Genomic DNA, 25,334 nt, shown 5'->3' with positions numbered 1-25,334 from the left:
AGGCGGACCCACCACCCGCCACGGCCGCACCGCCACCCTGAAACCCGCCAAAGGCCACGCCGCCGAACGCGCCGCCCTCCGCACCGCCCAGTGGGCCCTCACCCACCCCACTGCCCTCACCACCGGTCAACGCCTGGCCACCGCCACCCGGCGCCTCCACCCCCGCCGCCTGCCCGGCCCCGGCAAGAACTGGACCGCTACCCGCGACCTGCCCACCCTCCCTGCGCAGACCTTCCGCACCTGGTGGCACCACACCCACCCCGCCAAGGACACGCCATGACCACCAGCCGCGACACCATCCTCACGCGCATCCGCCACGCCCTCGCCCATGACGCCCCTGGTGACCGGACCTCAACCGCCGACCGCGACTACGAGCGAGCCGTGGACCGCGCCTACCTCACCATCCACGCCGACCTCACCCCCCAGCAGGCCGCCGACCTCCTCGCCCGCAACCTCGCCGACTACCGCGCCCACGTCCACCACACCGACGAGACCGGCCTCCCCCACCTCGTCGACCGACTCCTCACCCAGCACGGCACCCGCACCGTCCTGACCCCCGACGGCCTTCCCGAACCCTGGCTCACCGCGATCGACGCCACCCGCGTCCCCGACCGCCCCCACGCCACCCATCACGACCTGGACTCCATCGACAGCGTGATCACCACCTGCACGCTTGCCATCGCCGAGACCGGCACCATCGTCCTCACCACCGGATCCGGTCAGGGACACCGCCGCAGCACCCTCATCCCCGACCATCACATCTGCGTCATCACCCCCGACCAGATCGTCATCTCCGTCCCCCAAGCCCTGACCCGCCTCGACCCCACCCATCCCCAGACCTGGATCAGCGGCCCCTCCGCCACCAGCGACATCGAACTCGACCGCGTCGAGGGCGTCCACGGCCCCCGAACCCTCGACGTCATCCTGGTGACCACCACCCCCGCCCCCTGATCGATCGATGCCCAGCCCCCAAGCGCGCAAACCGCATATGCCGCGCTACACCTCGTATACACCCTGAAGGATTACATTCCTCGTGTATCGGGCACAATTCGTGTGCTCCGGGCACGTCGCCCCGCCCAGCGGTGAGACCCGCGCAGTGTTCGAGGAGCTGGTGAGCCATGTCGTCAGCGGCACGCACCCGTCCCGCCCATTCGCCCGGCCGCGAGGCAACCGACCGCAGGAAACCCGCGCGCGGCACCCCCTACCGGTCCACGCACCACCCCCACGACGACGCGCCCGACACCGCGGAGGCGTTCCGCCGGCTGGCGCGGCTGCCCGAGGGGAGCGACAAGGAACGGTTGCGGCAGGAGATCGCGACCGACTGGCTGCCGATGGCCCACCGGCTGGCCGCCCGCTACCGCAACCGCGGCGAGTCCCTCGACGACCTCCAGCAGGTCGCGGCTCTGGGGCTGGTCAAGGCGGTCTGCCGGTACGACCCGGCGCGCGGCACGGCCTTCGAGAGCTACGCCGTGCCCACCATCGACGGCGAGATCAAACGGCACTTCCGTGACTGCATGTGGTCGGTACACGTACCGCGCCGGGTGCAGCTGCTGCGTGCCCGGGTGCGGGCATCCCGGCAGGAGCTCACGCAGACGGCCGGGGGCCGCGCACCGTCGCTCGCCGAGATAGCCGAGCACGCCGGCCTGACCGAGCAGGAGGCCACGGACGGCCTGGAGGCACTGGAGAGCTTCACGTCGCTCTCTCTGGACGCGCAGACCCAGGGACCCGCCGACGTCGGTCCGCTGTCCCTCGGCGAGACGCTCGGCGCCCCCGACCCGGCCATCGACACCGTGGTCGACCGGGAGACCGTCAAACCGCAGTTGTGCCGGCTTCCGGAACGCGAGCGGGAGATCCTCTACCTCCGGTTCTTCGGTGGCATGACGCAGAGCACGATCGCCGAGATGCTGGGCATCTCGCAGATGCACGTCTCGCGGCTGATCAGTCGCTCGTGCTCGGCGATCCGCGACGAGATCGCCCGCGATCAGGCAGAGGACGCCGACCGGGCCGCCTGACTTCGGCCGGGCAGGACCACCGTCTCGCCGAAGGCCGCCGAGATCGGCTCGGGCCGACTCGGGCCGACTCGACCGGCAAGCCGAACCGGCAGGTTCAGGGCCGGCCCCCGCGACGCACCGCGGGACCGGGTCCCGGACGCCCGGAATGTTTGCCGACAACCCTTCGAGTTGGAAAGCGTGTTGTGAAAGGGTATGCGCCAGCCCGGGCTCTCCCGGTGGGGGCGAGCGATGGCGAGGACCGTTGGGTATGGACGCGACACCGCCCGCCGAGGGGTCGGCCACTCCCGCCACGCGCCGCAGGATGCGGCTGACGACCCGGATCAAGGCCGGCCTGTGCGACCTCAGCATCCAACTCGCCCTGCTCACCCACCAGGTGGGCGCGCACCTCGATCTGCGGGACGCCGATCTGGAGTGCCTGGACCTGGTGGGCCGCTACGGTCCGATCGGACCCACCGCCCTCGCCAAGCGGGCCGGTATGCATCCGGCCACGCTCACCGGGGTCCTCGACCGGCTGGAGCGCGGGGGATGGGTGGTCCGCACTCCCAACCCCGCCGACCGCCGTTCCGTGCACGTCACGATCGTCGAGGAGAAGGAGGCCGAGGTCGCGGCCATGTTCTCCGGTCTGAGCACGGCCATGGACGACGTCTGCGCGGAGTACGAGGACGCGGACCTGCTGATCATCGCCGACTTCCTGGTGCGGACCGCGCAAGCGGGCCGGTCCGCCACCGACGACCTCGCCGCCAACAGGCAGCCTTCCGCCACGAGCCGGTGACCGGCTGCTCCTCGAAAACGGGGACCGCAATCGAAACGGCTGCCGTCAGTAGCTCCACAGATTCCGGTCGCGGTACCGCGCCTGCCAGGACAGCTTGTTCAGCAGGCGCAGCGGGGGCGGCATCCGCCGCAGCCACTTCCGGGAGTCGGCCGGCGTCATGTCGTCGGTGATCCAGGGGATCCACTCGGCCGCGCCGCTGAGCCGCTGCCTGCGGGCCATCGCACCGCGGAAGCCCGACCAGTCCTTGGGCGTCATGACCGCCTGGATGAGCGGCAGCGCCGCCACCTCCTCGTGGGACAGGTGCTGCAACAGCGCCGCCCGCAACTCCGTGATGCCGGCGGCGACATCGCCGGAACCGGCGGCGAGAGCGGCGTCGATCGCCTCCAACTGCGGGTCGATCACCGCGTGCTCCGCCTCCATGGCGTCCAGCAGCGCCAGGTCGTCGGGGCGGCCGGACAACCGCTCCCGGAGCCTGGGCCACAGCCAGGCGTCCTCCACCGTGTGGTGGACCTGCAGTTGGCGGGTGAACACCGCCCATCCCTCGCGGACCTGCGGGGAGTCCGTGCGCCCGGCGGCCGCTGCGGCCGCCATGCGTTCGAGGTCCCGCCGCAAGGCGTCGTGGGTGACGTACATCTCCGTGAAGTTGATCCGGTCCGGGTGATTGGCGGTGACGATGCGTTCGATCTCGGTGGTCATGATTCCTTCGTCTCTTCTGTGCGTGCGGCTCTTCTGTGCGTGCGGCTCTTCTGTGCGTGCGGCTCTTCTGTGCGTGCGGCTCTTCTGTGCGTGCGGCTCTTCTGTGCGTGCGGCTCTTCTGTGCGTGCGGCTCTTCTGTGCGTGCGGAACAGTCCGCCATGGGTCCTTGCCGCGGCCCTTCACCCCCATGAGGGGCCGGGGAGCGCCGGATGTGACATGGGGTCGGCCGCGGACCACCGGAGAACCGGCTCGGAGGCGGCCGGGGGAAGAGCGGCAGGGCCGCGAGGGAAACCGGGAGGTGAGCCGCACGCTGTCACCGGTCGATCGTCTGCACGAAGCTGCTCGATCTGCGCTGATTTCACGCAGGTTTGCTCATCTACACTGGCGTCAGCACAGCGCGCGCGGCGAGCATGCCGCGCCCCTTGCCGGCCCCACGTGAGGAGCACCGATGTCCGCCTCGTCCCTGACCACCGCCGAGATCGCGACACAACCCGACTGCTGGCGGCGCGCTGTCGCACTCGCCACCGCACCGTCCGGCACGGAGGCGGAGTCTGCCGCGGCCAAGCTGCCCGCCCGTGGCGAGCGCGTCGCGGTGATCGGCTGCGGCACCTCATGGTTCATGGCCCAGGCCTACGCGACCCTGCGCGAACAGAGCGGGCAGGGCGAGACCGACGCCTTCGCCGCCTCGGAGTTCCCCTTCGGCCGCGCCTACGACCGGGTGCTGGCGATCACCCGCTCCGGCACCACCACCGAGGTGCTCGAGGTGTGCCGCCGGCTGCGCGGGACCGTCCCCGTCACGGCCGTCACCGCGGACCCGGCCACGCCGGTCATGGACGCCGCCGACGAGGTGATCGTGCTGGACTTCGCCGACGAGCAGTCGGTGGTGCAGACCCGCTTCGCGACGACCGTCCTCGCGCTGGTGCGCGCGCACCTCGGCGAGGACCTGACGTCCGCGATCTCCGACGCGGAGAAGGCCGTGGCGGAGGACCTGCCCGAGGGGCTCACCGGGGCCGAGCAGTTCACCTTCCTCGGCACCGGCTGGACCTACGGTCTAGCGCAGGAGGCCGCGCTGAAGATGCGGGAGGCGGCCGGGGCGTGGACCGAGGCGTACCCGGCGATGGAGTACCGCCACGGCCCGATCAGCATCACCGGGCCGGGCCGCGCGGTCTGGTCCTTCGGGCCGCTGCCGGAGGGCCTGGCCGACAACGTGGCGGCCGTCGGCGGCCGGCTGGAGAACCGGCCGGAGACCGACCCGCTCGCCGACCTCATCCGCGCGCAGCGGCTGGCGGTCGCCATCGCCGAGGCCAAGGGTCACAACCCGGACCAGCCGCGCAACCTGACACGGTCCGTCATCCTCGCCTGAGCCCTGACCAGACGGCCGGCCCGGACGCAGGCCGGCCGCCTGCCGGCCGTCGCCCGCCTCGGCCGCTGCCCGCCTGATGGCCTGATTGCCTGATCGCCTGCCGCAAACCAGTGCCCCGGCCGCTTTTCCGCCGCCACCCTCATCGCTTCCGGTCCTGGCCGCGCCCCGGAAGGCCCGGCGGCCACGGTCAGTCGGGGCCCGGCATGACGTGCGGCCCCAATTGGCAGTGGCCGCCGGATGCCCCCAGCCCCTTGACTGCGCCACTCCGCCCGCCGCCCGCTCCGTTCACCCCGAGGACCGCCCATGCCCGTCGTCGCCACCGCCGAACTCGTCGCCTCCGCCAGCCTGTCCGGCCTGGGGGTCGCGGCGTTCAACGTCATCACCCTCGAGCACGCCGAGGCGATCACCGCCGCCGCCGAGCGCACCGGGCTGCCGGTCGTCCTGCAGATCAGCGAGAACGCGGTGAAGTTCCACGGCGGCCGGGTCGAGCCGATCGTCGCGGCCGCAGCCGCGGTCGCACGAGGCGCCTCGGTGCCGGTGGCGCTGCACCTCGACCACGTCGAGGACGAGGGACTGCTGCGGGCCGGTGTGGACGCGGGAGTCTCGTCGGTGATGTTCGACGCCTCGAAGCTGTCCTACGAGGACAACGTCTCCGCGACGGCGCGGATCACCGCGTGGGCGCACGGGCAGGGCGTGTGGGTGGAGGCGGAGCTCGGCGAGGTCGGCGGCAAGGACGGCGCTCACGCGCCGGGCGTCCGCACCGACCCGGTCGAGGCCACGGCCTTCACCGCCGCCACGGGCGTGGACGCGCTCGCCGTCGCCGTCGGCAGCTCGCATGCCATGACCGAGCGCACCGCGAGCCTGGACCTGGACCTCATCACCCGGCTGCGCGACGCGGTCCCGGTGCCCCTGGTCCTGCACGGCTCATCGGGTGTCCCGGACGAGGAGCTGCGCCGCGCTGTCGCCGCGGGCATGGTCAAGGTCAACATCGGTACGGCGCTCAACATCGCCTTCAGCGGCGCGGTGCGCGGACATCTGGCGGGCGATCCTGCCGTGGTCGACCCCCGCCGCTACCTGCGGCCGGCGCGCGACGCGATGACGGAGGCCGCCGCCCATCTGCTCGCCGTGGTGGCGGACAAGGAGGGGTGAGGCGCCGGGAGGAGGTGCGGCGGCGACCTGGTGGCGGGGTCATCCGCCGGCCGGTCAGGGCGCGGTGGGCGCCGGGCCGGTGCTGGCCCGGACGGTGAGCCGCGGCGGCAGCAGCGTGACCGGGGCCGGCTCCCGGCCCTCGATCTTGGCCATCACCAGTTCGACCGCCTGCCGGCCCATCTCCTGCGCGGGTATCGCCACGGACGTGAGCTGGACGGACGCCTGCAACGCCACCTGGTCCGGGCAGATCGCGACGACCGACACATCCTCGGGAACGGCCCGGCCCTGCTGCCGCAGCAGGGCCAGCATGGGCCCGACGGCCGCCTCGTTCTGCACCACCAGCGCACTGGTGTCCGGCCGCTCCTCGAAGACCCGGGCCAGGACTCCCGCCGTGGACTCGTAACTCCCCTCGCACGGCCGGTGGATGACCCGCATCCCGTGCTCACGCGCCCGCGAGCGCAGCCCGTCGAGGGTGCGCTCGGCGAAGCCCGTGTGCCGCCGGTAGACGGCGGCCGCCTCGCCGATCACCGCGACATCCTTGTGCCCGAACTGCGCGAGGTGGTCGGCGCACAGCGCGCCGGTCGCGGTGAAGTCCAGGTCGACGCAGGTCAGTCCGGCCGGGTCGCCGGGCAGGCCGATCAGCACGGACGGGCGGGCGGAGTCCCGCAGCAGCGGCACCCGTTCGTCGTCCAGCTCGACGTCCATCACGATCATGGCGTCGGCCAGGCCGCTCGCCGCCACCCGTCGGACCGCCTCCGGTCCCTCCTCGCCGGTCAGCAGCAGCACGTCGTGGCCGAAGCCGCGTGCGGTGGTGGCCACCGCGATGGCGATCTCCATCATCACCGGCACGTACATGTCGGTGCGCAGCGGCACCATCAGCGCGATGATGTGCGAACGGCTGCTGGCAAGGGCCCGAGCGCCCGCGTTGGGGTGGTATCCGAGTTCGCGGATGCTGTTCTCCACGCGCAGGCGGGTCTCCTCGGAGATCGACCGCTTGCCACTGAGGACGTACGACACCGTGCTGGCGGAGACGCCGGCATGCCGGGCGACCTCGGCAAGCGTGGCCATGAGGGCTCCATCCGACGCAGGCAGGAAGCAGACGCGGCTCAATCTACTCAGCGACGCGTTTCGACGAAAGAGAGCGGACCGGCCGCGGACCGGAGTGCGGTCACATCAACTGTGCAGGCCATCCCATGCCGCCTTGAGGTGAAGCGCTTCAACGTCGCCAGCCCGTGCGGGCCTTGACGGCAACCTTTTGCCGAGTCGATGAAGCCGGTCATGGCCCCTGCGCGGACGTTACCCCTTCGCCACGTTTGTCACCGTTACGCGGGTTAACTGTCACGAAAGATCAACAGGCCCGTGCGGTCTCCCTCCGCCGTCGTTGGCCGGGTCAGGGTACTGATCGACAACTCCCGCCGAACGGAGGCACTTCATGGCCGATCGGACACTGTGGTCATATGCGGACATCGCCGCGCACATCCGTGTGCAGGTGGAGACGGTGCGCTCGTACCGCAAACATGGCCATCTCCCCGAACCGGACCTGGTGGAGGGCGGCAAACCGTTCTGGTACGCCGACACGGTGCGCGCATGGAGCGCCCGGCGGCCGGGCAACCGCGGCCGCCGGGACGACTGACCGGAGGTCAGCTCCTGGCTGCGGGCTCGGGTGCCGGACGCGCTCCGGCGCGCGGGTCCCCGCTGCCGGGCGTCACGGCCGGAGCGGCGCCCTCGGATATGCCGAACCGCTGGTGGAGCCGCCGCAGGACCGGCGGCGCCCACCACGTCGCCCGCCCGGTCAGCCTCATCACGGCCGGCACCAGGAGCGTGCGGACCACCATCGCGTCCATGAGCACGGCCAGGGCGATGCCGAGCCCGAGCATCTTGGTGTTGGCCACCCGGGAGGTGCCGATGGCGACCATCACGACGGCGAGGATGACCGCCGCTGCGGTGATCAGACCGCCGGTGCGTTGCAGCCCGAAGACGATGGACGACCGGTGATCCCCGCTGCGGTCGTACTCCTCCTTGATCCGGGAGAGCAGGAACACCCCGTAGTCCATGGACAGTCCGAAGGCCACGCAGAACATCAGCACCGGCAGGGTCGTCTCGATGCTGCCCGTGGCCGTGAAACCGAGGAGATCCGACAGGTGGCCGTCCTGGAAGACCCAGACCACGGACCCGAACATCGCCGTCAGGCTCAGCGCGTTGAGCAATACTGCCTGCAGGGGGATCACGACGCTTCCGGTGAGCAGGAAGACCAGCAGCAGCGTGACCAGGGCGATGATTCCGGCCGCCCAGGGGAGCTTCGCGGCTATGGCGTCCTTGGTGTCGACCAGCACGGCGGCCTGCCCGGTCACCGATGCCCTGAATCCGGCCGGGACGTCCCGGATCTGCCGGACCAGGCCCTGGGTGCCGGAGTCCACTGCCTCACCCTTGGGCAGCACCGTCAGGTAGGCGGTCCGGCTGCCGGCTGCGGTGACAGGGCCGTCGACCCGCACCACGGAGGGCAGCTCCGCGATTCTCCGCTCGTAGGAGGCCAGTTGAGCGGGGTCTGCGCCTTCGGCCAGGATCGTGATCGCGCCGTCAGGGCTGCCCGGGAATTCCTCACGGATCTGCTGCTGCACCTGATGGGACTCAGCCGCGGCAGGCAACTGCCGGTCGTCGGCGGTGCCGAACTTCACCTGCAGGAACGGCAGTCCGAGCAGGAGCAGCCCGGCCACCGCGCCGATGGCGAAGACCGGGGCCCTGCGCATCACCAGCCGGGCCACTCGGGCGTAGCCCGCTCCGGACTCACCGCCGGGCCGCCGGCGCAGGACCCGCCGCAGGTCCAGCGCGTTGACCCGGGCGCCGAGGAGGACCAGGGCGGCGGGGAGCACGATCAGCGCGGCGCCCGCGGCCAGCAGGACCACGGCGATGCCGGCATAGGCGAAGGAGCGCAGGAAGTACTGCGGGAAGACCAGCATCGCCGAGAGCGAGGCGGCGACCGTCAGGGCGGAGAACATCACCGTGCGGCCGGCGGTCCGCAGGGTCCTGCCGACCGCGGCCAGCGGGGGCAGCCCCGAGGCCAGCTCCTCGCGGAAGCGGCGCACGATGAACAGGGCGTAGTCGATGGCCAGCCCCAGGCCCAGCGCCGTGGTCAGGTTCTCGGCGAAGACGGAGACGCTGGTCAGCTCGGTGACGCCGCGCAGCACCGAGCTGGTGCCGAGGATGGCGATGAAGCCCACCCCGAGGGGCAGCAGGGCCGCGACGGCGCTGCCGAAGACCATCACGAGGAGCACCAGGGTGACGGGCAGGGCGATCATCTCCGCGCGCACCAGGTCCTGCTGGATGGTGGTCTGGAGGTCGTGGCGGACGGCCGACGAGCCGCCGACGCTCACCCCGACCGGGCCGTGCGTGCCGCGGTAGGCGGGCGCTATCCGTTTGATCTCCTCGGCGACGGCGTTGTCGTCACCGCGCAGCCTGGCGGTGATCATCGCCGAGCGACCGTCCTTGGCCCGCAGCACGGGTGCGTGCGTACCCCAGTAGGAGGTCACCCCGGTCACGTCGGGGTCGGCGGCGAGCCGGCGTGCCAGGTCCTGCCCCTCGGCGGCGACGGCCGGGCTGTCCACTCCGGCTCCGCGGCCGGCGACCAGCAGGACGAGGTTGGGCTGGGAGGCCGGGAAGTGCTCGGCCAGAGCGGCCGTGGCGTACGACGACTGGGAGTGCGGGGCCTCCCAGCCGCCGCTGGACAGCCGGTCGGCCACCCCGTTGCCGGCGACCACCGCGAGCGCGGTGAACAGCAGGGCCATCAGCAGCGTCAGCCGCGGTCTGGCGGTGACGGCCCGCGTCCAGCCCCCGACGCCGGCCCCGCTGTTGACTTCGGACATGGCAGAGTGTCCTCTCCCCGTAGACGACTGACCGACGACACGACCTGCAAGCACGACTAGACTCGAACACGAACGACCGCTCGCGTTTTCTAGAATGCGAGCGACCTCTCGTGTTTGTCAATCCTCCCTGGGAGTTCATGTGTCCGAGGCGGACGAGAGGCCGCCGCGGCGCCGGCAGGCCCGCGGCGAGCGGCGCATCGTGCAGCTGCTCCAGGCGGCGGCCAGCGTGTTCTGCACGCTCGGCTACACCGCGAGCAGCACCAACGCCATCGCGCGCGAGGCCGGGGTGTCGCCCGGCACGCTGTACCAGTTCTTCCCGAACAAGGAGGCCATCGCCATCGAGCTGAGCGGACAGCTGCTCAAGGAGATGGAGGCGGCCCACGGCCGGGTCTTCACCGAGGACAACGCCCGGCTGCCGCTCGGCGAGCTGATCGACGCCGTGACGGACCCGTTCATCGAGTTCAACCAGGACAACCCGGTGTTCCTGGCGCTGCTCAAGGGACCCGACGCCCCGGGGAAGGTCACCGAGGACCACGACGTCCTGCACCAGGCACTGCTGGAGTCGGTCACCACGCTGATCGGGGTCCGCCGACCCGCGATGTCGCCGGCGGAGCGGGCGCTGGTCGCACAGATGAGCTTCGCGATGTTCAAGGCCGGTCTGGATCTGGTCGTCCAGCAGGACAACGGCGACCGCGAGCCCTACGTGCGGGAGCTGAAGAGCATGCTCTACCGCTACCTCGCGCCGCACATCGGCACCGAGGCGGTGCCCGCCGGCCCGGCCGACCCCAACGCCGCGATGCCGTCGCAGTCCCCCGCCACGACAGAGGCGCGATAGCCCGGAAACCGGCGGAGGCCCGGCATCGGGCGCAGGCGCGCCGGCACGCGGAGCCTCACCGCCGAGCGGTCAGCCTCCCGGCCGATGGGTCGGGCACACGAACGTCCCGGCGTCCGCCTCCCCCGTCTCGCTGGGGTCGGCACGTCGCGCGGCCACGACCGTCGAGGGCTTGGCCGCTCCGCCGTCGCGGCGCCGGTCGCGCCTGCTGGACGCCCACTGGGCCAGGGCCCCGACGCCGGCCACCAGCAGCGAGATGCCCAGGCCCAGGCAGAGAGCGAAGAAGGAGTTCGAGGCGGCGCGCCCGCTCAGATAACCGGCGCCGACGGAGTACGAGGCCCAGACGGCCTCGGCAAGCCCGGCGCCGATCGCGTACTTGCGGGCCGGATAACGCATCACCCCAGCCGCCAGTCCGCCGATCACACGGCCGCTGGGCAGGAAACGCACCCCCACGACGAAGGGTATGCCGTGCCGCTGTATGCGCAGCGCGGCCCAGTGCAGCAGGGCGGCGCGCTGCGGGCGGCGGCGCATGCGTGCCACGACCCGGCCGCTCATGGCCCGTCCCGCCCGGTGCACCAGCAGGTCGCCGACGACCGCGCTGCCGGCCACCACGAGCAGGACCAGGGCGATGTCGAGCCGCCCCTCGGCGGCCAAGACGCCACCGGTCACCAGGAGCACGGAGTTGGGCACGAGCGGGGGCGCCGTGGTGGCGGCGAGGAGCGCATAGGCCCACAGGACGTTCCCACCTCTGAGGTGCTCCGCGAGACCAGAGGTGAAGTCGAGTGACGACACGCTCAGTGCAACGTCCATCCTCCCCGCCCCTCTTCCCCACCCCGTCCTTCAACGCTGACAGCGTGCGGGAGAGGCGGCAACCGGGTTTGCCGGGGATCAGGGAACTCACCGGGGATTCCCCGGAAAACTCATCCTGCGGGCGCACGCGCCGTACTCCCCTGGGTGGAGCGGCCGGTGTGCCGGCAACGCGGAAGTCCGGGCCGTCAGCGGCCCAGCAACTCGCCGCCGTTGCACTGGAGGATCTCGCCGGTGATGAAGCCCGCTTCGGGCGAGGCGAGGAAGAGCACGGCCGCGGCGACGTCCGCCGGGCGGCCGACGCGCCCGACGAGGGTCCGGCCGGCCCTGCGGGTCAGCTCCGCCTCGTTGAGCCGGGCCCCGAAGAACTCGGTGCCCGCGACGGTGCCGGGCGCCACGATGTTGCACGTCACGCCCTGCGGTCCGAGCTGGGCGGCCAGCGAGTGGTTCCAGGCGTGCAAGGCGGCCTTGGAGGCGCCGTAGGAGCCGCCGCCGCGCAGGGCCGCCACGGAGGTGACGGTCACGACCCGGCCGTCCTCACTGAAGCGGTCACGCAGCGACTCGGTGATCAGGACCGCGGTCAGCACGTTGCGCTCGAAGTCGCCGCGCCACCGGGCCAGCACACCGTGGGGGCCGGCGCCGACCGCCAGCTCGCGGCTGCCCGCGTTGTTCACCAGGACGTCGACACGTTCGGGCAGGTGCGGGAGTACGGCCTCCACGTCGTCGGGGTCGGCGAGGTCGCACACCACGGGGGTGACGTCCAGCCCGCTCTCCTCGCGCAGCTCCCGGACTGTGGCGTGCAGCACCTCACGGCGGCGGCCGACGATCGTGACGTGATGGCCGTCCGACGCGAACCGGGTCGCGACGGCCAGACCGATGCCCGTGCCCCCGCCCGTCACCACGATGTTGCGGACCGCTGTCCCGTTCTCTGCCATGTGCTCCGCCCCTCGAGAGGTTCAGCACGCTACGGGATGGGTCCGGACCGGCAGCGCGCGGGGGTAGCCTGCGAAAACAGCTTCCCTTCGGAGACGTAGATCACATAGCTTGGAACGTAACCATTACGGTGGTTCGTGGGTCTTATGTCTTGAGCACCGCACTCCCGGCTCGCCCGAGTGGGAGACTGCGGGTACGGATCGTCTTGGGGGACGGTCCGGGTTGCGTCGCCGGGGCGACGTCCGGGGAGCTTTGAGCGGCCCTCCCGGGCCCTTCGTCCCGGCTACGGCGCGGCCGCCACAAACGCCCGGTACGGACCCGTGGGGGGATCCGCGCCGGGAAACGGGAGCGCCCCGTGCCGGACCCGTGGGGGGATCCGTCGCGGGGCGCTTCTTCGTTCACCCGGCGCAGCCGTGGGCCCGGGGCCCGCGGCTCCGGAAGGCGTGGGTCAGCGGGCCTCGACCGGGATGTAGTCGCGCTCGACGACGCCGGTGTAGATCTGCCGCGGGCGGCCGATCCGGGAACCGGGCTCCTTGATCATCTCGTGCCACTGGGCGATCCAACCCGGCAGTCGGCCGATCGCGAACAGCACGGTGAACATGCTGGTCGGGAAGCCCATCGCCCGGTAGATCAGACCGGTGTAGAAGTCGACGTTCGGGTAGAGCTTGCGCGAGACGAAGTAGTCGTCGCTGAGCGCGTGCTCCTCGAGCTTGAGCGCGATGTCGAGCAGCTCGTCGGACTTGCCGAGCGCGGAGAGCACGTCGTGCGCCGCGGCCTTGATGATCTTCGCCCGGGGGTCGAAGTTCTTGTAGACGCGGTGGCCGAAGCCCATGAGCTTCACGCCGTCCTGCTTGTCCTTCACCTTGCGGATGAAGGAGTCCACGTCGCCGCCGTCGGTCTGGATGCGCTCCAGCATCTCCAGCACCGACTGGTTGGCGCCGCCGTGCAGGGGGCCCCACAGGGCGCTGATGCCGGCGGAGATCGACGCGAACAGGTTGGCCTGCGAGGAGCCGACCAGGCGCACGGTGGACGTCGAGCAGTTCTGCTCGTGGTCCGCGTGCAGGATGAACAGCTTGTCCAGTGCGCTGACCACGACCGGGTCGAGCTGGTACTCCTCGGCCGGGACCGAGAACGTCATGCGCAGGAAGTTCTCGACGTAGCCGAGGTCGTTGCGCGGGTAGACCACCGGCTGGCCGACGGACTTCTTGTACGCGTAGGCCGCGATCGTCGGCAGCTTGGCGAGCAGCCGGATCGTGGACAGGTGGCGCTGCTCGGGGTCGAACGGGTTGTGGCTGTCCTGGTAGAACGTCGACAGCGCGCTGACCACGGACGAGAGCATCGCCATGGGGTGCGCGTCACGCGGGAAGCCGTCGTAGAACCGTTTGACGTCCTCGTGCAGCAAGGTGTGCTGCGTGATCTGCCCCTTGAACTCGGACAGCTGGTCCACGGTCGGGAGCTCACCGTTGATCAGCAGGTACGCGGTTTCCAGGAAGGTGCCGCGCTCGGCGAGCTGCTCGATCGGGTATCCGCGGTAGCGCAGGATGCCCTGCTCGCCGTCGAGGAAGGTGATCGCGGACTTGTAGGCCGCGGTGTTGCCGTAGCCGCTGTCCAGGGTGACCAGACCCGTGTCGGCACGCAGCTTGCCGATGTCGAATCCCTTGTCGCCGACGGTGCTGTCCACAACGGGGTAGCTGTGTTCGCTGTCCCCGTACCGCAGTACTACAGAGTTGTCGCTCACGTCATTCCCTCACCGACGGTGTTGCCTCTTCATCGAGGTGCCCTGACTACGTCCACTGTCCCCCATTTGGCACTGTGGTGTGCACTCGGGGTCGGCCATCGGGCCGAAATGTGGCACGGAGTGCCTATTTTGCGCCCTGGGACAGCCGGTGGTCGAGTGCCGTGAAGCGCTTTCCGGCGGACACGGTCCGTACCGCCTGACCGATGGCGCGCCGCGACCCGACCAGTACGACCAGCCGTTTCGCCCGGGTGACGGCGGTGTAGAGCAGGTTCCGCTGGAGCATCATCCAGGCCCCGGTGGTGACGGGGATCACCACCGCCGGGTACTCGCTGCCCTGCGATCGGTGGATGGTCACCGCATACGCGTGCACCAGCTCGTCCAGTTCGTCGAAGTCGTACGGGATCTCCTCGTCCTCGTCGGTCCGGACGGTCAGCCGCTGCTCGACGGTGTCCAGCGCGGTGACGACGCCTACGGTGCCGTTGAAGACCCCGTTCGCCCCCTTGTCATAGTTGTTCCTGATCTGGGTGACCTTGTCGCCGACGCGGAAGGTCCGGCCGCCGAAGCGGCGCTCGGGCAGGTCCGGACGGGCCGGGGTGACGGCCTGCTGCAGCAGGCCGTTGAGCACGCCGGCCCCTGCCGGGCCGCGGTGCATGGGCGCGAGCACCTGCACGTCGCGCCGCGGGTCCAGGCCGAACCGGGCGGGGATGCGCCGGGCCACCACGTCGACGGTGAGCCGGGCCGCTTCCTCGGCGTCCTCCTCGGCGAAGAGGAAGAAGTCCGGCAGGCCCTGGGTGAGCGGCGGCGTACCGGCGTTGATCCGGTGCGCGTTGGTGACCACGCCGGACTGCTGGGCCTGCCGGAAGATCCGGGTCAGCCGCACCGCGGGCACCGGGCTCTCGGGGGCGAGCAGGTCGCGCAGTACCTCGCCGGCGCCGACGCTGGGCAACTGGTCGACGTCACCGACGAACAGCAGGTGCGCGCCGGGCGGGACGGCCTTGACCAGCTTGTTCGCCAGCAGCAGGTCCAGCATCGACGCCTCGTCGACCACCACCAGGTCCGCGTCCAGCGGCCGGTCGCGGTCGTAGGCGGCGTCGCCGCCGGGTTTCAGCTCCAGCAGGCGGTGCACGGTCGAGGCCTCGGCCCCGGTCAGCTCCGCCAGGCGCTTGGCGGCCCGCCCGGTCGGCGCGGCGAGCACCACCTTGGCCTTCTTGGCCCGCGCCAGGGCCACCACCGAGCGCACGGTGAAGGACTTGCCGCAGCCGGGGCCGCCGGTGAGGACCGCCACCTTCTCGGTCAGCGCCAGCCGCACCGCCTGCTCCTGCTCGGGTGCCAGGTCGGCGCCGGTGGTGCGGGTGAGCCAGGCCAGGGCCTTGTCCCAGTCCACGTCGGCGAAGACCGGGAGCCGGTCCTCGGGACCGCGCAGCAGCCGCATCAACTGGGCGGCCAGGGAGATCTCCGCCCGGTGGAACGGCACCAGGTAGACGGCCTTGGCCGGCTGCCCGTCACCCTCCCGCGAGGGGACGTCCTCACGGACGACGCCCTCCTCGTCGGCGAGCTCCCCGAGGCAGTCGATGACCAGGCCCGTGTCGACCTGGAGCAGTTTCACCGCGTCGGCGATCAGTTGCTCCTGCGGCAGGTAGCAGTTGCCGCTGTCGGTGGCCTGCGACAGGGCGTACTGCAGTCCGGCCTTGACCCGCTCGGGGCTGTCGTGCGGTATCCCGACGGCCTTGGCCAGCCGGTCGGCGGTCAGAAAGCCGATGCCCCACACGTCCGACGCCAGCCGGTAGGGCTGGTTCTTCACCACCGAGATCGACGCGTCCTGGTAGGTCTTGTAGATCCGCACCGCGATGGACGTCGAGACGCCGACGCCCTGCAGGAAGACCATGACCTCCTTGATCGCCTTCTGCTCCTCCCAGGCGCCGGCGATCAGCTTGGTCCGCTTCGGGCCGAGTCCGGGCACCTCGACCAGCCGGGTCGGCTCGCTCTCGATGACGTCCAGGGTCCCGACGCCGAAGTGGTCGACGATGCGCTCGGCGATCCTCGGTCCGATGCCCTTGATCAGCCCCGATCCGAGGTAGCGGCGGATGCCCTGGATCGTGGCGGGCAGCACGGTCGTGTAGTTCTCGACGGTGAACTGCTTGCCGTACTGCGGGTGGGACCCCCAGCGGCCGTGCATCCGCAGGGACTCGCCCGGCTGTGCTCCCAGCAGCGCGCCGACGACGGTGAGCAGGTCCCCGGAACCGCGCCCGGTGTCCACCCGCGCGACGGTGTAGCCGTTGTCCTCGTTCGCGTACGTGATCCGTTCCAGGACGCCTTCGAGCACGGACAGGTGTGCCGACTCCCCCATCTCCGGCCTCCCTTCCCGGCTGCGGCGGTTGGACGATTCGAAGGTACCGTCCGCCGCGGACAGCGCGCCGGGGCCGCTCCACGAGCCTGTGGACAACCCGCTGCCGCTGCGTCCGTCCCCGGCCCCCGCTCTGCCGCCGGCCGGAGGAGAGCGTCCCGGCAGCGCGCGTCGGGACCCCCGCGTTCAGCGCGGGCGCGAGAGCGGCGGTCCGGGAATGCGCAAGGGGTCCGGCACCGGCCGGACCCCTTGCGCGTTCCCCCCCATACCCCCGAAGCCCCCCTCGGGCGTACTTACCCTCCTGGCCCCCTGAACCCCTCCCTGGAGCCGTGATGCCATGTATGACCGACCACCACCGGCAAGGGTTGTACGCCCAACCAGAAATTTTCCGGGGAACTTTCAGAGCACGTGCCGCCGGTAGCGGTCGACGACCTCGGCCAGGACCTCGCGGCCGTTCCTGGCCCAAAGCGCGGGACTGAAGATCTCGACCTCGATGTCGCCCGCGTAGCCGGCGCCGTCGACCAGCTCACGGAATCCGCGCAGGTCGACGCATCCGTCGCCGAGCTGTCCGCGTCCCAGCAGCACGCCTTCGGGCAGCGGCGTCACCCAGTCGGCGACCTGGAAGCAGGCGATCCTGCCGCCCGCCCCGGCCCTGGCGATCGCCTTGGGCGCCCGGTCGTCCCACCACAGGTGGTAGGTGTCGACCACGACGCCGACCTGGCCGGCGGGGAACAGTTCGGCGATGTCGAGGGCCTGGTCGAGGGTGGAGACCACGCAGCGGTCCGACGCGTACATCGGGTGCAGTGGCTCGATCGCGAGGCGCACGCCGCGCCCGGCCGCGTAGGGAGCCAGTTCGGCGATGGCGTCGGCGACCCGCTGCCGCGCCGCCGCGATGTCACGGTCGCCTTCGGGCAGGCCGCCGGAGACCAGCACCAGGGTGCCGGTGCCCAGCGCCGCGGCCTCGTCGACAGCCGCACGGTTGTCGTCCAGGGCCGCCGCCCGCGCCTTGGGCTCGGACGCGGTGAAGAACCCGCCGCGGCACAGGGACGTGACCGTCAGTCCGCTGTCGCGCATGAGGCGTGCGGCCCGCTCGACGCCGTACTCCTGGACGGGCGCCCGCCACAGGCCGACCCGGGTGACGCCCGCGGCGGCGCACCCGTCGACGAGGTCGGGCAGCGACCACTGCTTGAGGGTCTCCTGGTTGAGGCTGAGGCGGTCCAAATCCCCGCCGGCCGGGGCGCTCACGCGTCCACCCCGTACACCGCGAGCAGGCCGCGCATCCGGGACTCGGCGAGCGCGGGATCGGGGAACAGGCCCAGACGGTCGGCCAGTTCGTAGGCGCGCGCCAGGTGCGGCAGGGAACGCGCGGACTGCAGACCGCCCACCATGGCGAAGTGGTCCTGGTGTCCGGCCAGCCAGGCGAGCAGCACCACACCGGTCTTGTAGAAGCGGGTGGGCGCGCCGAACAGGTGCCGGGACAGTTCCACGGTGGGGTCGAGGAGGGCGCGGAAGCCCGCGCTGTCGCCGGTGTCGAGGGTGCTGACGGCGGCGGCCGCGACCGGTGCGAGCGGGTCGAAGATGCCGAGGAGGGCGTGACTGAATCCGTGCTCGTCACCCTCGACGAGCTCGGGGTAGTGGAAGTCGTCGCCGGTGTAACAGCGCACCCCTTCCGGCAGACGCCGCCGCAGTCCCACCTCCCGTCCGGCGTCCAGCAGGGAGATCTTCACACCGTCGACCTTGTCCGGGTGGGCGGCGATGAGCTCGAGGAGTGTCTCGGTCGCCGCGTCCAGGTCGTCGCCGCCCCAGTAACCGGCGAGCGCGGGGTCGAACATCGGACCGAGCCAGTGCAGGATCACCGGCTCCGCGGCCTGCCGCAGCAGACCCCCGTAGACCTCCAGGTAGTCGTCCGGGCCCTTGGCCACGGCCACCAGCGCCCGGGAAGCCATCAGCACGGCCTGCGACCCGGCCTCCTCCACCACGGCCAGTTGCTCCTCATAGGCGGCGCCGACCTCGGCGAGGGTGGCTGCCGGGGCCGTGAGCTGGTCGGTGCCGACACCGCAGGCGATGCGCCCACCCACGGCACGGGCCTCGGCGGAGGACCGCCGGATCAGCTCGGCCGCGCCCGCCCAGTCCAGGCCCATCCCGCGTTGCGCGGTGTCCATCGCCTCGGCGACGCCCAGTCCGTGCGCCCACAGGTGCCGCCGGAAGGCGAGGGTGGCGTCCCAGTCCACCGCCGCGGGCGCGTCCGCGGCTGTCCGCAACGGGTCGGCCACGACATGCGCCGCGGAGTACACCACGCGGCTGCGCAGCGGCAGTTCCGTCGCACAGGTGACGGGTTCGGTCCTCGGCACATAGGTGCGGGGCTCGCCGGACTCACCGGGCAGCAGGATGCTCACAGCGCCAGCTCCGGGACGTCGAATCGGCGGCCCTCGGCCGCGGATCTCAGGCCGAGTTCGGCGAGCTGCACCCCGCGGGCGCCCGCGGTCATGTCCCAGCGCCAGGGTTCGTCGAGCACGACATGGCGCAGGAACAGCTCCCACTGGGCCTTGAAGCCGTTGTCGAACTCGCCGTTGTCCGGCACCTCCTGCCACTGGTCGCGGAAGGCCTCGGTGGCCGGCAGGTCGGGGTTCCACACCGGCTTCGGTGTGGACGAGCGGTGCTGGACGCGGCAGTTGCGCAGGCCGGCGACGGCCGAGCCGTGGGTGCCGTCGACCTGGAACTCCACGAGTTCGTCACGGTTGACGCGCACGGCCCAGGAGGAGTTGATCTGTGCGATCACCCCACCGTCCAACTCGAAGATGCCGTAGGCGGCGTCGTCGGCGGTCGCGTCGTACGGCTTGCCCTGCTCGTCCCAGCGCTGCGGGATGTGCGTGGCGGTGACCGCCTGCACGGTGCGCACGCGGCCGAACAGCTCATGGAGCACGTATTCCCAGTGCGGGAACATGTCCACGACGATGCCGCCGCCGTCCTCGGCGCGGTAGTTCCACGACGGCCGCTGGGCGCTCTGCCAGTCGCCTTCGAAGACCCAGTAGCCGAACTCGCCGCGCACCGACAGGATCCGGCCGAAGAAGCCGCCCTCCACCAGCCGTCGCAGTTTCAGCAGCCCGGGCAGGAAGAGCTTGTCCTGGACCACGCCGTGCTTGACACCGGCCGCGTCGGCGAGCCGCGCGAGCTCCAGGGCACCGGCCAGGGTGGTGCCGGTGGGCTTCTCGCAGTAGATGTGCTTGCCGGCTGCGATGGCCTTCTTCACCGCCTCCTCACGCGCGGAGGTGACCTGGGCGTCGAAGTAGATCTCGATCGACGGGTCGGCGAGCACGGCGTCGAGGTCGGTGCTCCAGCGCTCGACCCCGTGCTGTTCCGCCATCGCACGCAGGGCGTGGTCGCGCCGTCCGACGAGCACCGGTTCCGGCCACAGGGTGGTGCCGTTCCCGAGGTCGAGGCCGCCCTGGCTCCGCAGTTCGAGCAGCGACCTCACCAGGTGCTGCCGATATCCCATCCGCCCGGTGACGCCGTTCATGGCGATCCGCACTGCTCTGCGTGTCACGGGGAGTCTCCTCGACAGACGGTCGCGGGAAGGCGACATGGCCAGGGGTGCAGTAGAGGGTGTAGCAAGCGCTTTCTGCGCGCTTCACGCTAGCCCGTGGGCGGCCTGTGCGGCAAGGTGCCATCCATAGCCCACCGCGAGTAAGCGCTTTCTGGCTACTGATGAGTCACTCCCCACACCTGCCCCAGGACCGCTCCCGCTCGGGGCCGCTCGGTGAGAGCATGAGCGGCTACAAGCGCGGTCCGCGGGCGGGCGCCGACCGCCGTCGCGCACGCAGTGGCGCGGCAGTGCAGGAGAGGACCGGATCCGGATGGCAGTGACTCTGGCGGACGTCGCCGCGCGCGCCGGGGTGTCCTCGGCGACGGTCTCACGTGTGCTGAACGGCAACTACCCCGTGGCGGGCAACACCAGGGAACGGGTCAAGCGCGCGGTCGAGGAACTCGACTACGTCGTGAACGGGCAGGCCCGCGCCCTTGCCGCCGCCACGTCCGACCTGGTCGGCGTGCTCGTCAACGACGTCGCCGACCCCTTCTTCGGCCTCATCGCGAGCGCGCTCCAGGCGGAGATCGGCGCCGGAGGCGCGGGCCCGGTCGGTGGAAAGCTCGCCGTGGTGTGCAACACCGGCGGCTCACCCGAGGCCGAACTCACCTATCTGACGCTCCTCGAACGGCAGCGCGCCGCGGGCGTGGTACTGACGGGCGGGGCGGTCGAGGACGACACGCACACCGCCGCGGTCGCCGCACGCCTGGCCCGGCTCGCCACCTCTGGAACGCACGTGGTGCTGTGCGGGCGGCCGCCGCTGACGCTGCCCGACGATTCGGGTCAGGTGACGACCGTCGCCTTCGACAACCGCGGCGGCGCCCGGCGGCTGACCGAGCACCTGCTGTCCCTCGGGCACCGCCGGATCGGCTGTGTGACCGGCCCGGTGGAGCGCAGCACGACCCGGCACCGGCTGGAAGGCCATCGGGCCGCGCTGGAGGCACACGGCATGGGACCGGGCACCGGCGAGGGCGACAACGCGCTGCGGCTCACCGTTCACGGCGGCTACGACCGCGCGTCCGGCTACGACGCCACGCTGGAACTCCTGCGGAGGGACCCCGGCGTGACAGCGATAGTGGCCGCCAACGACACGGTGGCGCTCGGGGTGTGCGCGGCACTGCGGGACCAGGGGCGGAGCATTCCGGGCGACGTCTCGGTCGCCGGCTTCGACGACCTCCCGTTCAGCGTCGACGCCGCGCCGGCCCTGACCACGGTCCGCATCCCGCTGCAGGAAGCCGGCGCACGGGCCGGGCGGCTCGTGATGGGCCGGCAGGCCCCGCCGCCGGGCGGTCTGTCCACCATCCCGACCGAGCTCATGGTCCGGGCCTCGACCGCCCCGCCGAGCAACCGTCCCTGAGTTATCCACAGCCTGCTCCCACCCCCTTCCCTCCAGCCCCGCCACCCGCCTACCTTTGACTTAGGCAAAGAAATTCCGCAAGGCCGCGCACCACCGGAGGGGGACATGGCCGTCAAGGAGATCCGCGAGTTCAACCGCTTCTACACCAATCTCATCGGCGCGCTCGACTACAGCCGCCACCTGCACACTCCGTTCACGCTGACCGAGGCGCGCGTGCTGTACGAACTCGCGCACGCACCCCACACGGACGCCGCCGACCTGCGGGTCGAGCTGTCGATAGACGCCGGGCACCTCAGCCGCATGCTCGCCAAGTTCGAGCAGCAGCAACTGGTCACCCGCAGGCCGTCGGAACGGGACGCGCGGCGGCAGCGGATAGAGCTGACGTCACACGGCCGGGAAGCGGCCTCGTTGCTGGAGGAACGCTCCCAGGAAGCTGTGGGCACTCTCGTCGGCGGCATACCGCGCGAGGAGCGCGGCCGGCTGACCGACGCCATGCGCACCGTGCGGGAGATCCTGCGCGAGGACCACCCCCGCGGCGCGGAGGCCCACCCCGCGGTACTGCGGGCTCCCCGCCCCGGCGACCTCGGCTGGACCATCGAGTGCAACGCCGCCGTGTATGCGGAGCAGTTCGGCTGGAACGAGGAGTACGAGGCGCTCGTCGCCACGATCGTCGCCGGGTATGCGACCGACCACGACCCGCAGGCCGAAGCCGCCTGGATCGCCGAACTCGACGGTGAACGCGTGGGCTGCGTGTTCTGCATGCGCGACGACCAGCCGGACACCGCCCGCCTGCGGCTGCTCGTCGTCGACCCCGCCGCTCGCGGCCACGGCATCGGCCGGATGCTGGTGGACACCTGCATCGCCTTCGCCAAGGAGGCGGGGTACCGGCAGATGGTGCTGTGGACCAACGACATACTCGGTGACGCCCGCAGGATCTACCAGCGCGCCGGATTCGAACTGGCCGCGGAGAAGCCGCACCACAGCTTCGGACACGACCTGGTCGGCCAGGACTGGCGCCTTTCTCTGGACGCCACCGCGCCCGGCAGGGACGGCGAGCGGCCCTCGGCCGGCGCAACGCACAACGACGCCTGAGGCACGGCGACGACAAGGGGGAAAAGGATGCCCATCTCACTGGAGAAGGTGGAACAGGCGGCGCCCGGCCTGGTCAGCCTCTACAGGCACGCCGCGGTCAGTCTCGACAAGCACGGGCTGTCCGGGGAGCGCGCCGCCGTCTACCTGGTGCTCGACCGCTCCGGCAGCATGCGCAACTACTACCGCGACGGCTCGGTGCAGCACCTCGCCGAACAGACCCTCGGCCTGGCCGCGCACTTCGACGACGACGGCACCGTGCCCGTGGTGTTCTTCTCCACCGGCGTCGACGGCATCGACGAAGTGTCGCTGACAGCGTACGCCGGACGGATCAGCGCCCTCAACGACAGCTATGGGCACATGGGCCGCACCGACTACGCGGCGGCCATGACCGCCGTCATCGAGCACTACCAGCGGTCCGGCACACAGGCCCCGGGATTCGTGGTCTTCCAGACCGACGGCGGCCCGAGCAGCAAGAGCGCCGCCACCCAGGTGCTGTGCAAAGCCGCCGAGCTGCCCCTGTTCTGGCAGTTCATCGGATTCGGCGACGACGAGTTCCGTTTCCTGCGGCGCCTGGACGACCTGCCGGTGCCCGCCAAACGAGTGGTCGACAACGCGGGATTCTTCGCGGCGGGCAAGGATCCGCGCTCCATAACCGACGCCGAGTTGTACGACCGTCTCATGGCAGAGTTCCCCGAGTGGCTGACGGCAGCCCGCGCCCAGGGCATTGTCAGCGGCTGATCCCGGTTGACCCGGCCGGGAGGGGTGCCTAGCGTCGGCCGAATGAGACTCGCCTTCTCCACCCTCGGGGTCCCCACCATGCCGGTCGACGAGGTCCTCCGGCTGGCATCGGAAAACGACTACCACGGCGTCGAACTGCGTGCGAGCGCCGAAGGCCCGGTGCACACCGGGCTGCCGGCAGCCGAACGCGCCCATATCGCGGAGCAGTTCGGCAAGGCCGGGATCGACGTCCTGACGGTCGCGGCCTACGCCAAGGTCGCCGCTCCCGGTGACGACGGCCCCGTACTGGAGGAGATCGACGCGGCTCTCCAGTTGGCAGCCGACCTCGGGGCCTCGTTCGTGCGGGTATTCCCGGGCGGGGGCGACCAGCCCGCCGAGGAAGCCGATGCCCTCGCGGCGCGCCGGCTGGCCGCGGCGGCGGAGTCGGCGGACCGCCTCGGGGTGCGGGTGCTGCTGGAGACCCACGACTCGCATCGCGCGGGAGTGGACGTCGCCCGGGTGCTGGGTCTGGTCGGTCACCGGGCCACCGGGGCCATCTGGGACGTCATGCACACCTGGCTGGCGGGCGAGCAGCCGTCGGTCACCTACGCGGCGCTGGCGCCCTACCTGGGCTACGTCCAGGTCAAGGACATCGCGTCGGCCGCCGACCCCACCCCGCTGCCGCTGGGCGCCGGTGTGCTGCCGCTGGCCGAGACCGTCGAGGTGCTCAGCCGCGCCGACTGGGACGGCTGGCTGTGCTGGGAGTACGAGAAGCGCTGGTACGAGGCAGCGGCGGACCTGCCGGGTCTGCTCGGCCCTGCCCGGGAGCATCTGACCCGGCTGCTGTCCGAGTCCGCCTGAGGCCGGGCGGCGGGACGTACCGCGGAACGGCAACAGGGGGGCGGGGAGGGGGCGGGGGGGGAGGGGCCCCCAGGGGAGGCTGAGAACGGAGGAGCGGACATGCTGGATCTCGCCCGGCTCAGGGCACTGCATGCGGTGTACACGCACGGTTCGGTGGGCGCCGCGGCGATGGCCCTCGGCTACACCCCCTCCGCGGTCTCGCAGCAGATCGCGAAGCTGGAGCGGGAGACCGGCACGACGCTGCTGGAGCGTCAGGGCCGTGGGGTGGCGCTGACGGACGCCGCCCATCTGCTGGTGTCCACGGCGCAGAAGCTGATGGACATCGTGGAGTCGGCCGAGGTCGCCCTGGAGGAGCAACGAGGGCAGCCGACCGGCCAGTTGACGATGGCGGCGTTTCCGACAGCGGCCTGCGGGCTGATGCCGCCGGTGCTGGCACGGCTCGCGCGGGAGCACCCGGCGCTGAACCTGCGGCTGACGGAGGTGGACAGCCGGCAGTCCGTCGACATGGTCGCGCGCGGCGCCGTCGATCTCGCGGTGACGCACGACTGGGACATCGCGCCCCTGCCCGCCACCGAAGGCGTGGAGCGGCAGGTGATCGGCGAGGACCGGTGCGATGTGCTGGTGCCTGCCGGGCATCGACTGGCCACCCGGACGTCGCTGGTCCGGTCGGACGTGGCGCGGGAGCGGTGGATCTGCCAGCCGCCCGGGTCGACGTGCCACGCCTGGCTGGTGCGCACCCTGCGGGAGGTGAGGACGGAGCCGGACCTGGCCTTCCAGTCCGGGGAGTACGCCACGCATCTGGCCCTGGTCGCGGCGGGTCTGGGGATCGCACTGGTGCCGCGGCTGGGTCGTGGGCCGCTGCCGGAGGGCGCGGTGATGGTGCCGCTGGAACCGGCACCGACGCGGACGCTCTACGCGCTGTGGCGGGCAGGGGCGGCGCGGCGGCCGTCGATCGCGGTGGCCGTACGGATGCTGCGGGAGCAGTGGCAGACCTCGGGAGGGGCACCCGCGCCCGCCTCACCCGGGCACGCGGCGCCTCCCCCTCTCTCGGCGTCCGAGCCCACCTCTGCGCCCGTGGCGGTCTCGGGCTGAGCGGGAGACTGGGCCGTTCGCGTGACTGCCCCGCCCCCGCGGAACCGTGCGGCGGCCGGGCTCGTCCAAGGGGCATGGCGAAGGCAACGGGGCGCAGGGCCGTGTCGGCTGTGGTGCTGGCCGTGT

General features: G+C 71.5%; 23 protein-coding genes. 13 read left to right on the top strand and 10 right to left on the bottom strand.

Annotated features, from left to right (window positions below):
• The 4 genes from K7862_RS24880 to K7862_RS24865 form a co-directional block, all read left to right on the top strand.
• On the top strand, positions 1 to 280 hold a 280-nt coding region (locus K7862_RS24880; protein WP_222966278.1), incomplete at its 5' end, for a lactate utilization protein LutB domain-containing protein.
• Positions 277 to 951: a LutC/YkgG family protein gene (locus K7862_RS24875; RefSeq protein ID WP_222966276.1), complete on the top strand. Its 675-nt coding sequence runs from the start codon at positions 277 to 279 to the stop codon at positions 949 to 951. The genes K7862_RS24880 and K7862_RS24875, both read left to right, overlap by 4 nt.
• Positions 952 to 1,118: 167 nt before the next feature.
• A complete protein-coding gene (locus K7862_RS24870; protein ID WP_222966273.1) occupies positions 1,119 to 2,012 on the top strand; it encodes a SigB/SigF/SigG family RNA polymerase sigma factor in 894 nt (297 codons plus the stop codon).
• Positions 2,013 to 2,259: 247 nt separating this feature from the next.
• Positions 2,260 to 2,784: a MarR family transcriptional regulator gene (locus tag K7862_RS24865; RefSeq protein WP_222966271.1), complete on the top strand. Its 525-nt coding sequence runs from the start codon at positions 2,260 to 2,262 to the stop codon at positions 2,782 to 2,784.
• A gap of 45 nt (positions 2,785 to 2,829) precedes the next feature.
• Here K7862_RS24865 and K7862_RS24860 read toward each other — a convergent pair whose 3' ends face one another.
• Complete coding sequence (locus K7862_RS24860) at positions 2,830 to 3,480, bottom strand: hemerythrin domain-containing protein (protein ID WP_222966269.1); 651 nt, start codon at positions 3,478 to 3,480, stop codon at positions 2,830 to 2,832.
• A gap of 448 nt (positions 3,481 to 3,928) precedes the next feature.
• Here K7862_RS24860 and K7862_RS24855 point away from each other — a divergent pair, with 448 nt between their 5' ends.
• Positions 3,929 to 4,843 carry an SIS domain-containing protein gene (locus K7862_RS24855; protein WP_222966268.1) on the top strand — a complete coding sequence of 305 codons (915 nt, stop codon included), beginning with the start codon at positions 3,929 to 3,931 and terminating at the stop codon, positions 4,841 to 4,843.
• Between the two features lie 303 nt (positions 4,844 to 5,146).
• Entirely contained in the window at positions 5,147 to 5,992 is an 846-nt protein-coding gene (locus K7862_RS24850; RefSeq protein ID WP_222966266.1) for a class II fructose-bisphosphate aldolase, read from the top strand.
• A gap of 54 nt (positions 5,993 to 6,046) precedes the next feature.
• On the opposite strand, the gene K7862_RS24845 is transcribed toward K7862_RS24850, so the two are convergent.
• A complete protein-coding gene (locus tag K7862_RS24845; RefSeq protein WP_222966264.1) occupies positions 6,047 to 7,060 on the bottom strand; it encodes a LacI family DNA-binding transcriptional regulator in 1,014 nt (337 codons plus the stop codon).
• Positions 7,061 to 7,424: 364 nt separating this feature from the next.
• Here K7862_RS24845 and K7862_RS24840 point away from each other — a divergent pair, with 364 nt between their 5' ends.
• A complete protein-coding gene (locus K7862_RS24840) occupies positions 7,425 to 7,625 on the top strand; it encodes a MarR family transcriptional regulator (RefSeq protein WP_222966262.1) in 201 nt (66 codons plus the stop codon).
• A gap of 7 nt (positions 7,626 to 7,632) precedes the next feature.
• Here K7862_RS24840 and K7862_RS24835 read toward each other — a convergent pair whose 3' ends face one another.
• Positions 7,633 to 9,852, bottom strand: a complete 2,220-nt coding sequence (locus tag K7862_RS24835; RefSeq protein ID WP_222966260.1) for an MMPL family transporter — start codon at positions 9,850 to 9,852, stop codon at positions 7,633 to 7,635.
• A 139-nt stretch (positions 9,853 to 9,991) separates the two neighbouring features.
• On the opposite strand from K7862_RS24835, the gene K7862_RS24830 reads away from it, so the two are divergent.
• Positions 9,992 to 10,687: a TetR/AcrR family transcriptional regulator gene (locus K7862_RS24830; protein ID WP_308012164.1), complete on the top strand. Its 696-nt coding sequence runs from the start codon at positions 9,992 to 9,994 to the stop codon at positions 10,685 to 10,687.
• A gap of 69 nt (positions 10,688 to 10,756) precedes the next feature.
• Here K7862_RS24830 and K7862_RS24825 read toward each other — a convergent pair whose 3' ends face one another.
• The 7 genes from K7862_RS24825 to K7862_RS24795 form a co-directional block, all read right to left on the bottom strand.
• Positions 10,757 to 11,494: a DedA family protein gene (locus K7862_RS24825; protein WP_222966256.1), complete on the bottom strand. Its 738-nt coding sequence runs from the start codon at positions 11,492 to 11,494 to the stop codon at positions 10,757 to 10,759.
• A gap of 185 nt (positions 11,495 to 11,679) precedes the next feature.
• The gene (locus K7862_RS24820) at positions 11,680 to 12,426 is read right to left on the bottom strand and encodes an SDR family NAD(P)-dependent oxidoreductase (protein WP_222966254.1); all 747 of its coding nucleotides are present in this window, start codon (positions 12,424 to 12,426) and stop codon (positions 11,680 to 11,682) included.
• 446 nt (positions 12,427 to 12,872) lie between these two features.
• The gene (locus K7862_RS24815; RefSeq protein ID WP_222966252.1) at positions 12,873 to 14,162 is read right to left on the bottom strand and encodes a citrate synthase; all 1,290 of its coding nucleotides are present in this window, start codon (positions 14,160 to 14,162) and stop codon (positions 12,873 to 12,875) included.
• A 124-nt stretch (positions 14,163 to 14,286) separates the two neighbouring features.
• The gene (recD2, locus tag K7862_RS24810) at positions 14,287 to 16,509 is read right to left on the bottom strand and encodes an SF1B family DNA helicase RecD2 (RefSeq protein ID WP_222966250.1); all 2,223 of its coding nucleotides are present in this window, start codon (positions 16,507 to 16,509) and stop codon (positions 14,287 to 14,289) included.
• Between the two features lie 396 nt (positions 16,510 to 16,905).
• A complete protein-coding gene (locus K7862_RS24805) occupies positions 16,906 to 17,751 on the bottom strand; it encodes a sugar phosphate isomerase/epimerase family protein (RefSeq protein WP_222966248.1) in 846 nt (281 codons plus the stop codon).
• Positions 17,748 to 18,902: a dihydrodipicolinate synthase family protein gene (locus K7862_RS24800; protein ID WP_222966247.1), complete on the bottom strand. Its 1,155-nt coding sequence runs from the start codon at positions 18,900 to 18,902 to the stop codon at positions 17,748 to 17,750. Before K7862_RS24800 ends, K7862_RS24805 begins: the two co-directional genes overlap by 4 nt.
• Positions 18,899 to 20,050 carry a Gfo/Idh/MocA family protein gene (locus K7862_RS24795; RefSeq protein WP_222966245.1) on the bottom strand — a complete coding sequence of 384 codons (1,152 nt, stop codon included), beginning with the start codon at positions 20,048 to 20,050 and terminating at the stop codon, positions 18,899 to 18,901. The genes K7862_RS24800 and K7862_RS24795 overlap by 4 nt, the downstream gene beginning before the upstream one ends.
• Before the next feature lie 310 nt (positions 20,051 to 20,360).
• Between K7862_RS24795 and K7862_RS24790 the strand changes: the two genes are divergently transcribed.
• The 5 genes from K7862_RS24790 to K7862_RS24770 all read left to right on the top strand — a co-directional run bounded on the left by K7862_RS24790 (position 20,361) and on the right by K7862_RS24770 (position 25,208).
• Positions 20,361 to 21,446: a LacI family DNA-binding transcriptional regulator gene (locus K7862_RS24790; protein ID WP_222966243.1), complete on the top strand. Its 1,086-nt coding sequence runs from the start codon at positions 20,361 to 20,363 to the stop codon at positions 21,444 to 21,446.
• A gap of 105 nt (positions 21,447 to 21,551) precedes the next feature.
• A complete protein-coding gene (locus tag K7862_RS24785) occupies positions 21,552 to 22,538 on the top strand; it encodes a bifunctional helix-turn-helix transcriptional regulator/GNAT family N-acetyltransferase (protein WP_222966241.1) in 987 nt (328 codons plus the stop codon).
• Positions 22,539 to 22,565: 27 nt separating this feature from the next.
• Complete coding sequence (locus K7862_RS24780) at positions 22,566 to 23,276, top strand: vWA domain-containing protein (RefSeq protein ID WP_222966239.1); 711 nt, start codon at positions 22,566 to 22,568, stop codon at positions 23,274 to 23,276.
• A 42-nt stretch (positions 23,277 to 23,318) separates the two neighbouring features.
• Positions 23,319 to 24,116, top strand: coding sequence for a sugar phosphate isomerase/epimerase family protein (locus K7862_RS24775; protein ID WP_222966236.1), 798 nt, complete (start codon positions 23,319 to 23,321; stop codon positions 24,114 to 24,116).
• Positions 24,117 to 24,215: 99 nt separating this feature from the next.
• Positions 24,216 to 25,208: a LysR family transcriptional regulator gene (locus tag K7862_RS24770; protein ID WP_222966234.1), complete on the top strand. Its 993-nt coding sequence runs from the start codon at positions 24,216 to 24,218 to the stop codon at positions 25,206 to 25,208.
• Positions 25,209 to 25,334: the final 126 nt, after the last annotated feature.

The sequence above is a fragment of the Actinacidiphila acidipaludis genome (genome assembly GCF_019890725.1).
Classification (GTDB): Bacteria; Actinomycetota; Actinomycetes; order Streptomycetales; family Streptomycetaceae; genus Actinacidiphila; species Actinacidiphila acidipaludis.
Note: the sequence above shows the minus strand (reverse complement) of the source record. Positions and strands in the feature narration are given on the sequence as shown.

Coding starts and splice junctions, on each gene's coding strand:
- K7862_RS24875 (WP_222966276.1), top strand. CDS start 277: ATGACCACCAGCCGCGACACCATCCTCACGCGCATCCGCCACGCCCTC.
- K7862_RS24870 (WP_222966273.1), top strand. CDS start 1,119: ATGTCGTCAGCGGCACGCACCCGTCCCGCCCATTCGCCCGGCCGCGAG.
- K7862_RS24865 (WP_222966271.1), top strand. CDS start 2,260: ATGGACGCGACACCGCCCGCCGAGGGGTCGGCCACTCCCGCCACGCGC.
- K7862_RS24860 (WP_222966269.1), bottom strand. CDS start 3,480: ATGACCACCGAGATCGAACGCATCGTCACCGCCAATCACCCGGACCGG.
- K7862_RS24855 (WP_222966268.1), top strand. CDS start 3,929: ATGTCCGCCTCGTCCCTGACCACCGCCGAGATCGCGACACAACCCGAC.
- K7862_RS24850 (WP_222966266.1), top strand. CDS start 5,147: ATGCCCGTCGTCGCCACCGCCGAACTCGTCGCCTCCGCCAGCCTGTCC.
- K7862_RS24845 (WP_222966264.1), bottom strand. CDS start 7,060: ATGGCCACGCTTGCCGAGGTCGCCCGGCATGCCGGCGTCTCCGCCAGC.
- K7862_RS24840 (WP_222966262.1), top strand. CDS start 7,425: ATGGCCGATCGGACACTGTGGTCATATGCGGACATCGCCGCGCACATC.
- K7862_RS24835 (WP_222966260.1), bottom strand. CDS start 9,852: ATGTCCGAAGTCAACAGCGGGGCCGGCGTCGGGGGCTGGACGCGGGCC.
- K7862_RS24825 (WP_222966256.1), bottom strand. CDS start 11,494: ATGGACGTTGCACTGAGCGTGTCGTCACTCGACTTCACCTCTGGTCTC.
- K7862_RS24820 (WP_222966254.1), bottom strand. CDS start 12,426: ATGGCAGAGAACGGGACAGCGGTCCGCAACATCGTGGTGACGGGCGGG.
- recD2 (WP_222966250.1), bottom strand. CDS start 16,509: ATGGGGGAGTCGGCACACCTGTCCGTGCTCGAAGGCGTCCTGGAACGG.
- K7862_RS24790 (WP_222966243.1), top strand. CDS start 20,361: ATGGCAGTGACTCTGGCGGACGTCGCCGCGCGCGCCGGGGTGTCCTCG.
- K7862_RS24785 (WP_222966241.1), top strand. CDS start 21,552: ATGGCCGTCAAGGAGATCCGCGAGTTCAACCGCTTCTACACCAATCTC.
- K7862_RS24780 (WP_222966239.1), top strand. CDS start 22,566: ATGCCCATCTCACTGGAGAAGGTGGAACAGGCGGCGCCCGGCCTGGTC.
- K7862_RS24775 (WP_222966236.1), top strand. CDS start 23,319: ATGAGACTCGCCTTCTCCACCCTCGGGGTCCCCACCATGCCGGTCGAC.
- K7862_RS24770 (WP_222966234.1), top strand. CDS start 24,216: ATGCTGGATCTCGCCCGGCTCAGGGCACTGCATGCGGTGTACACGCAC.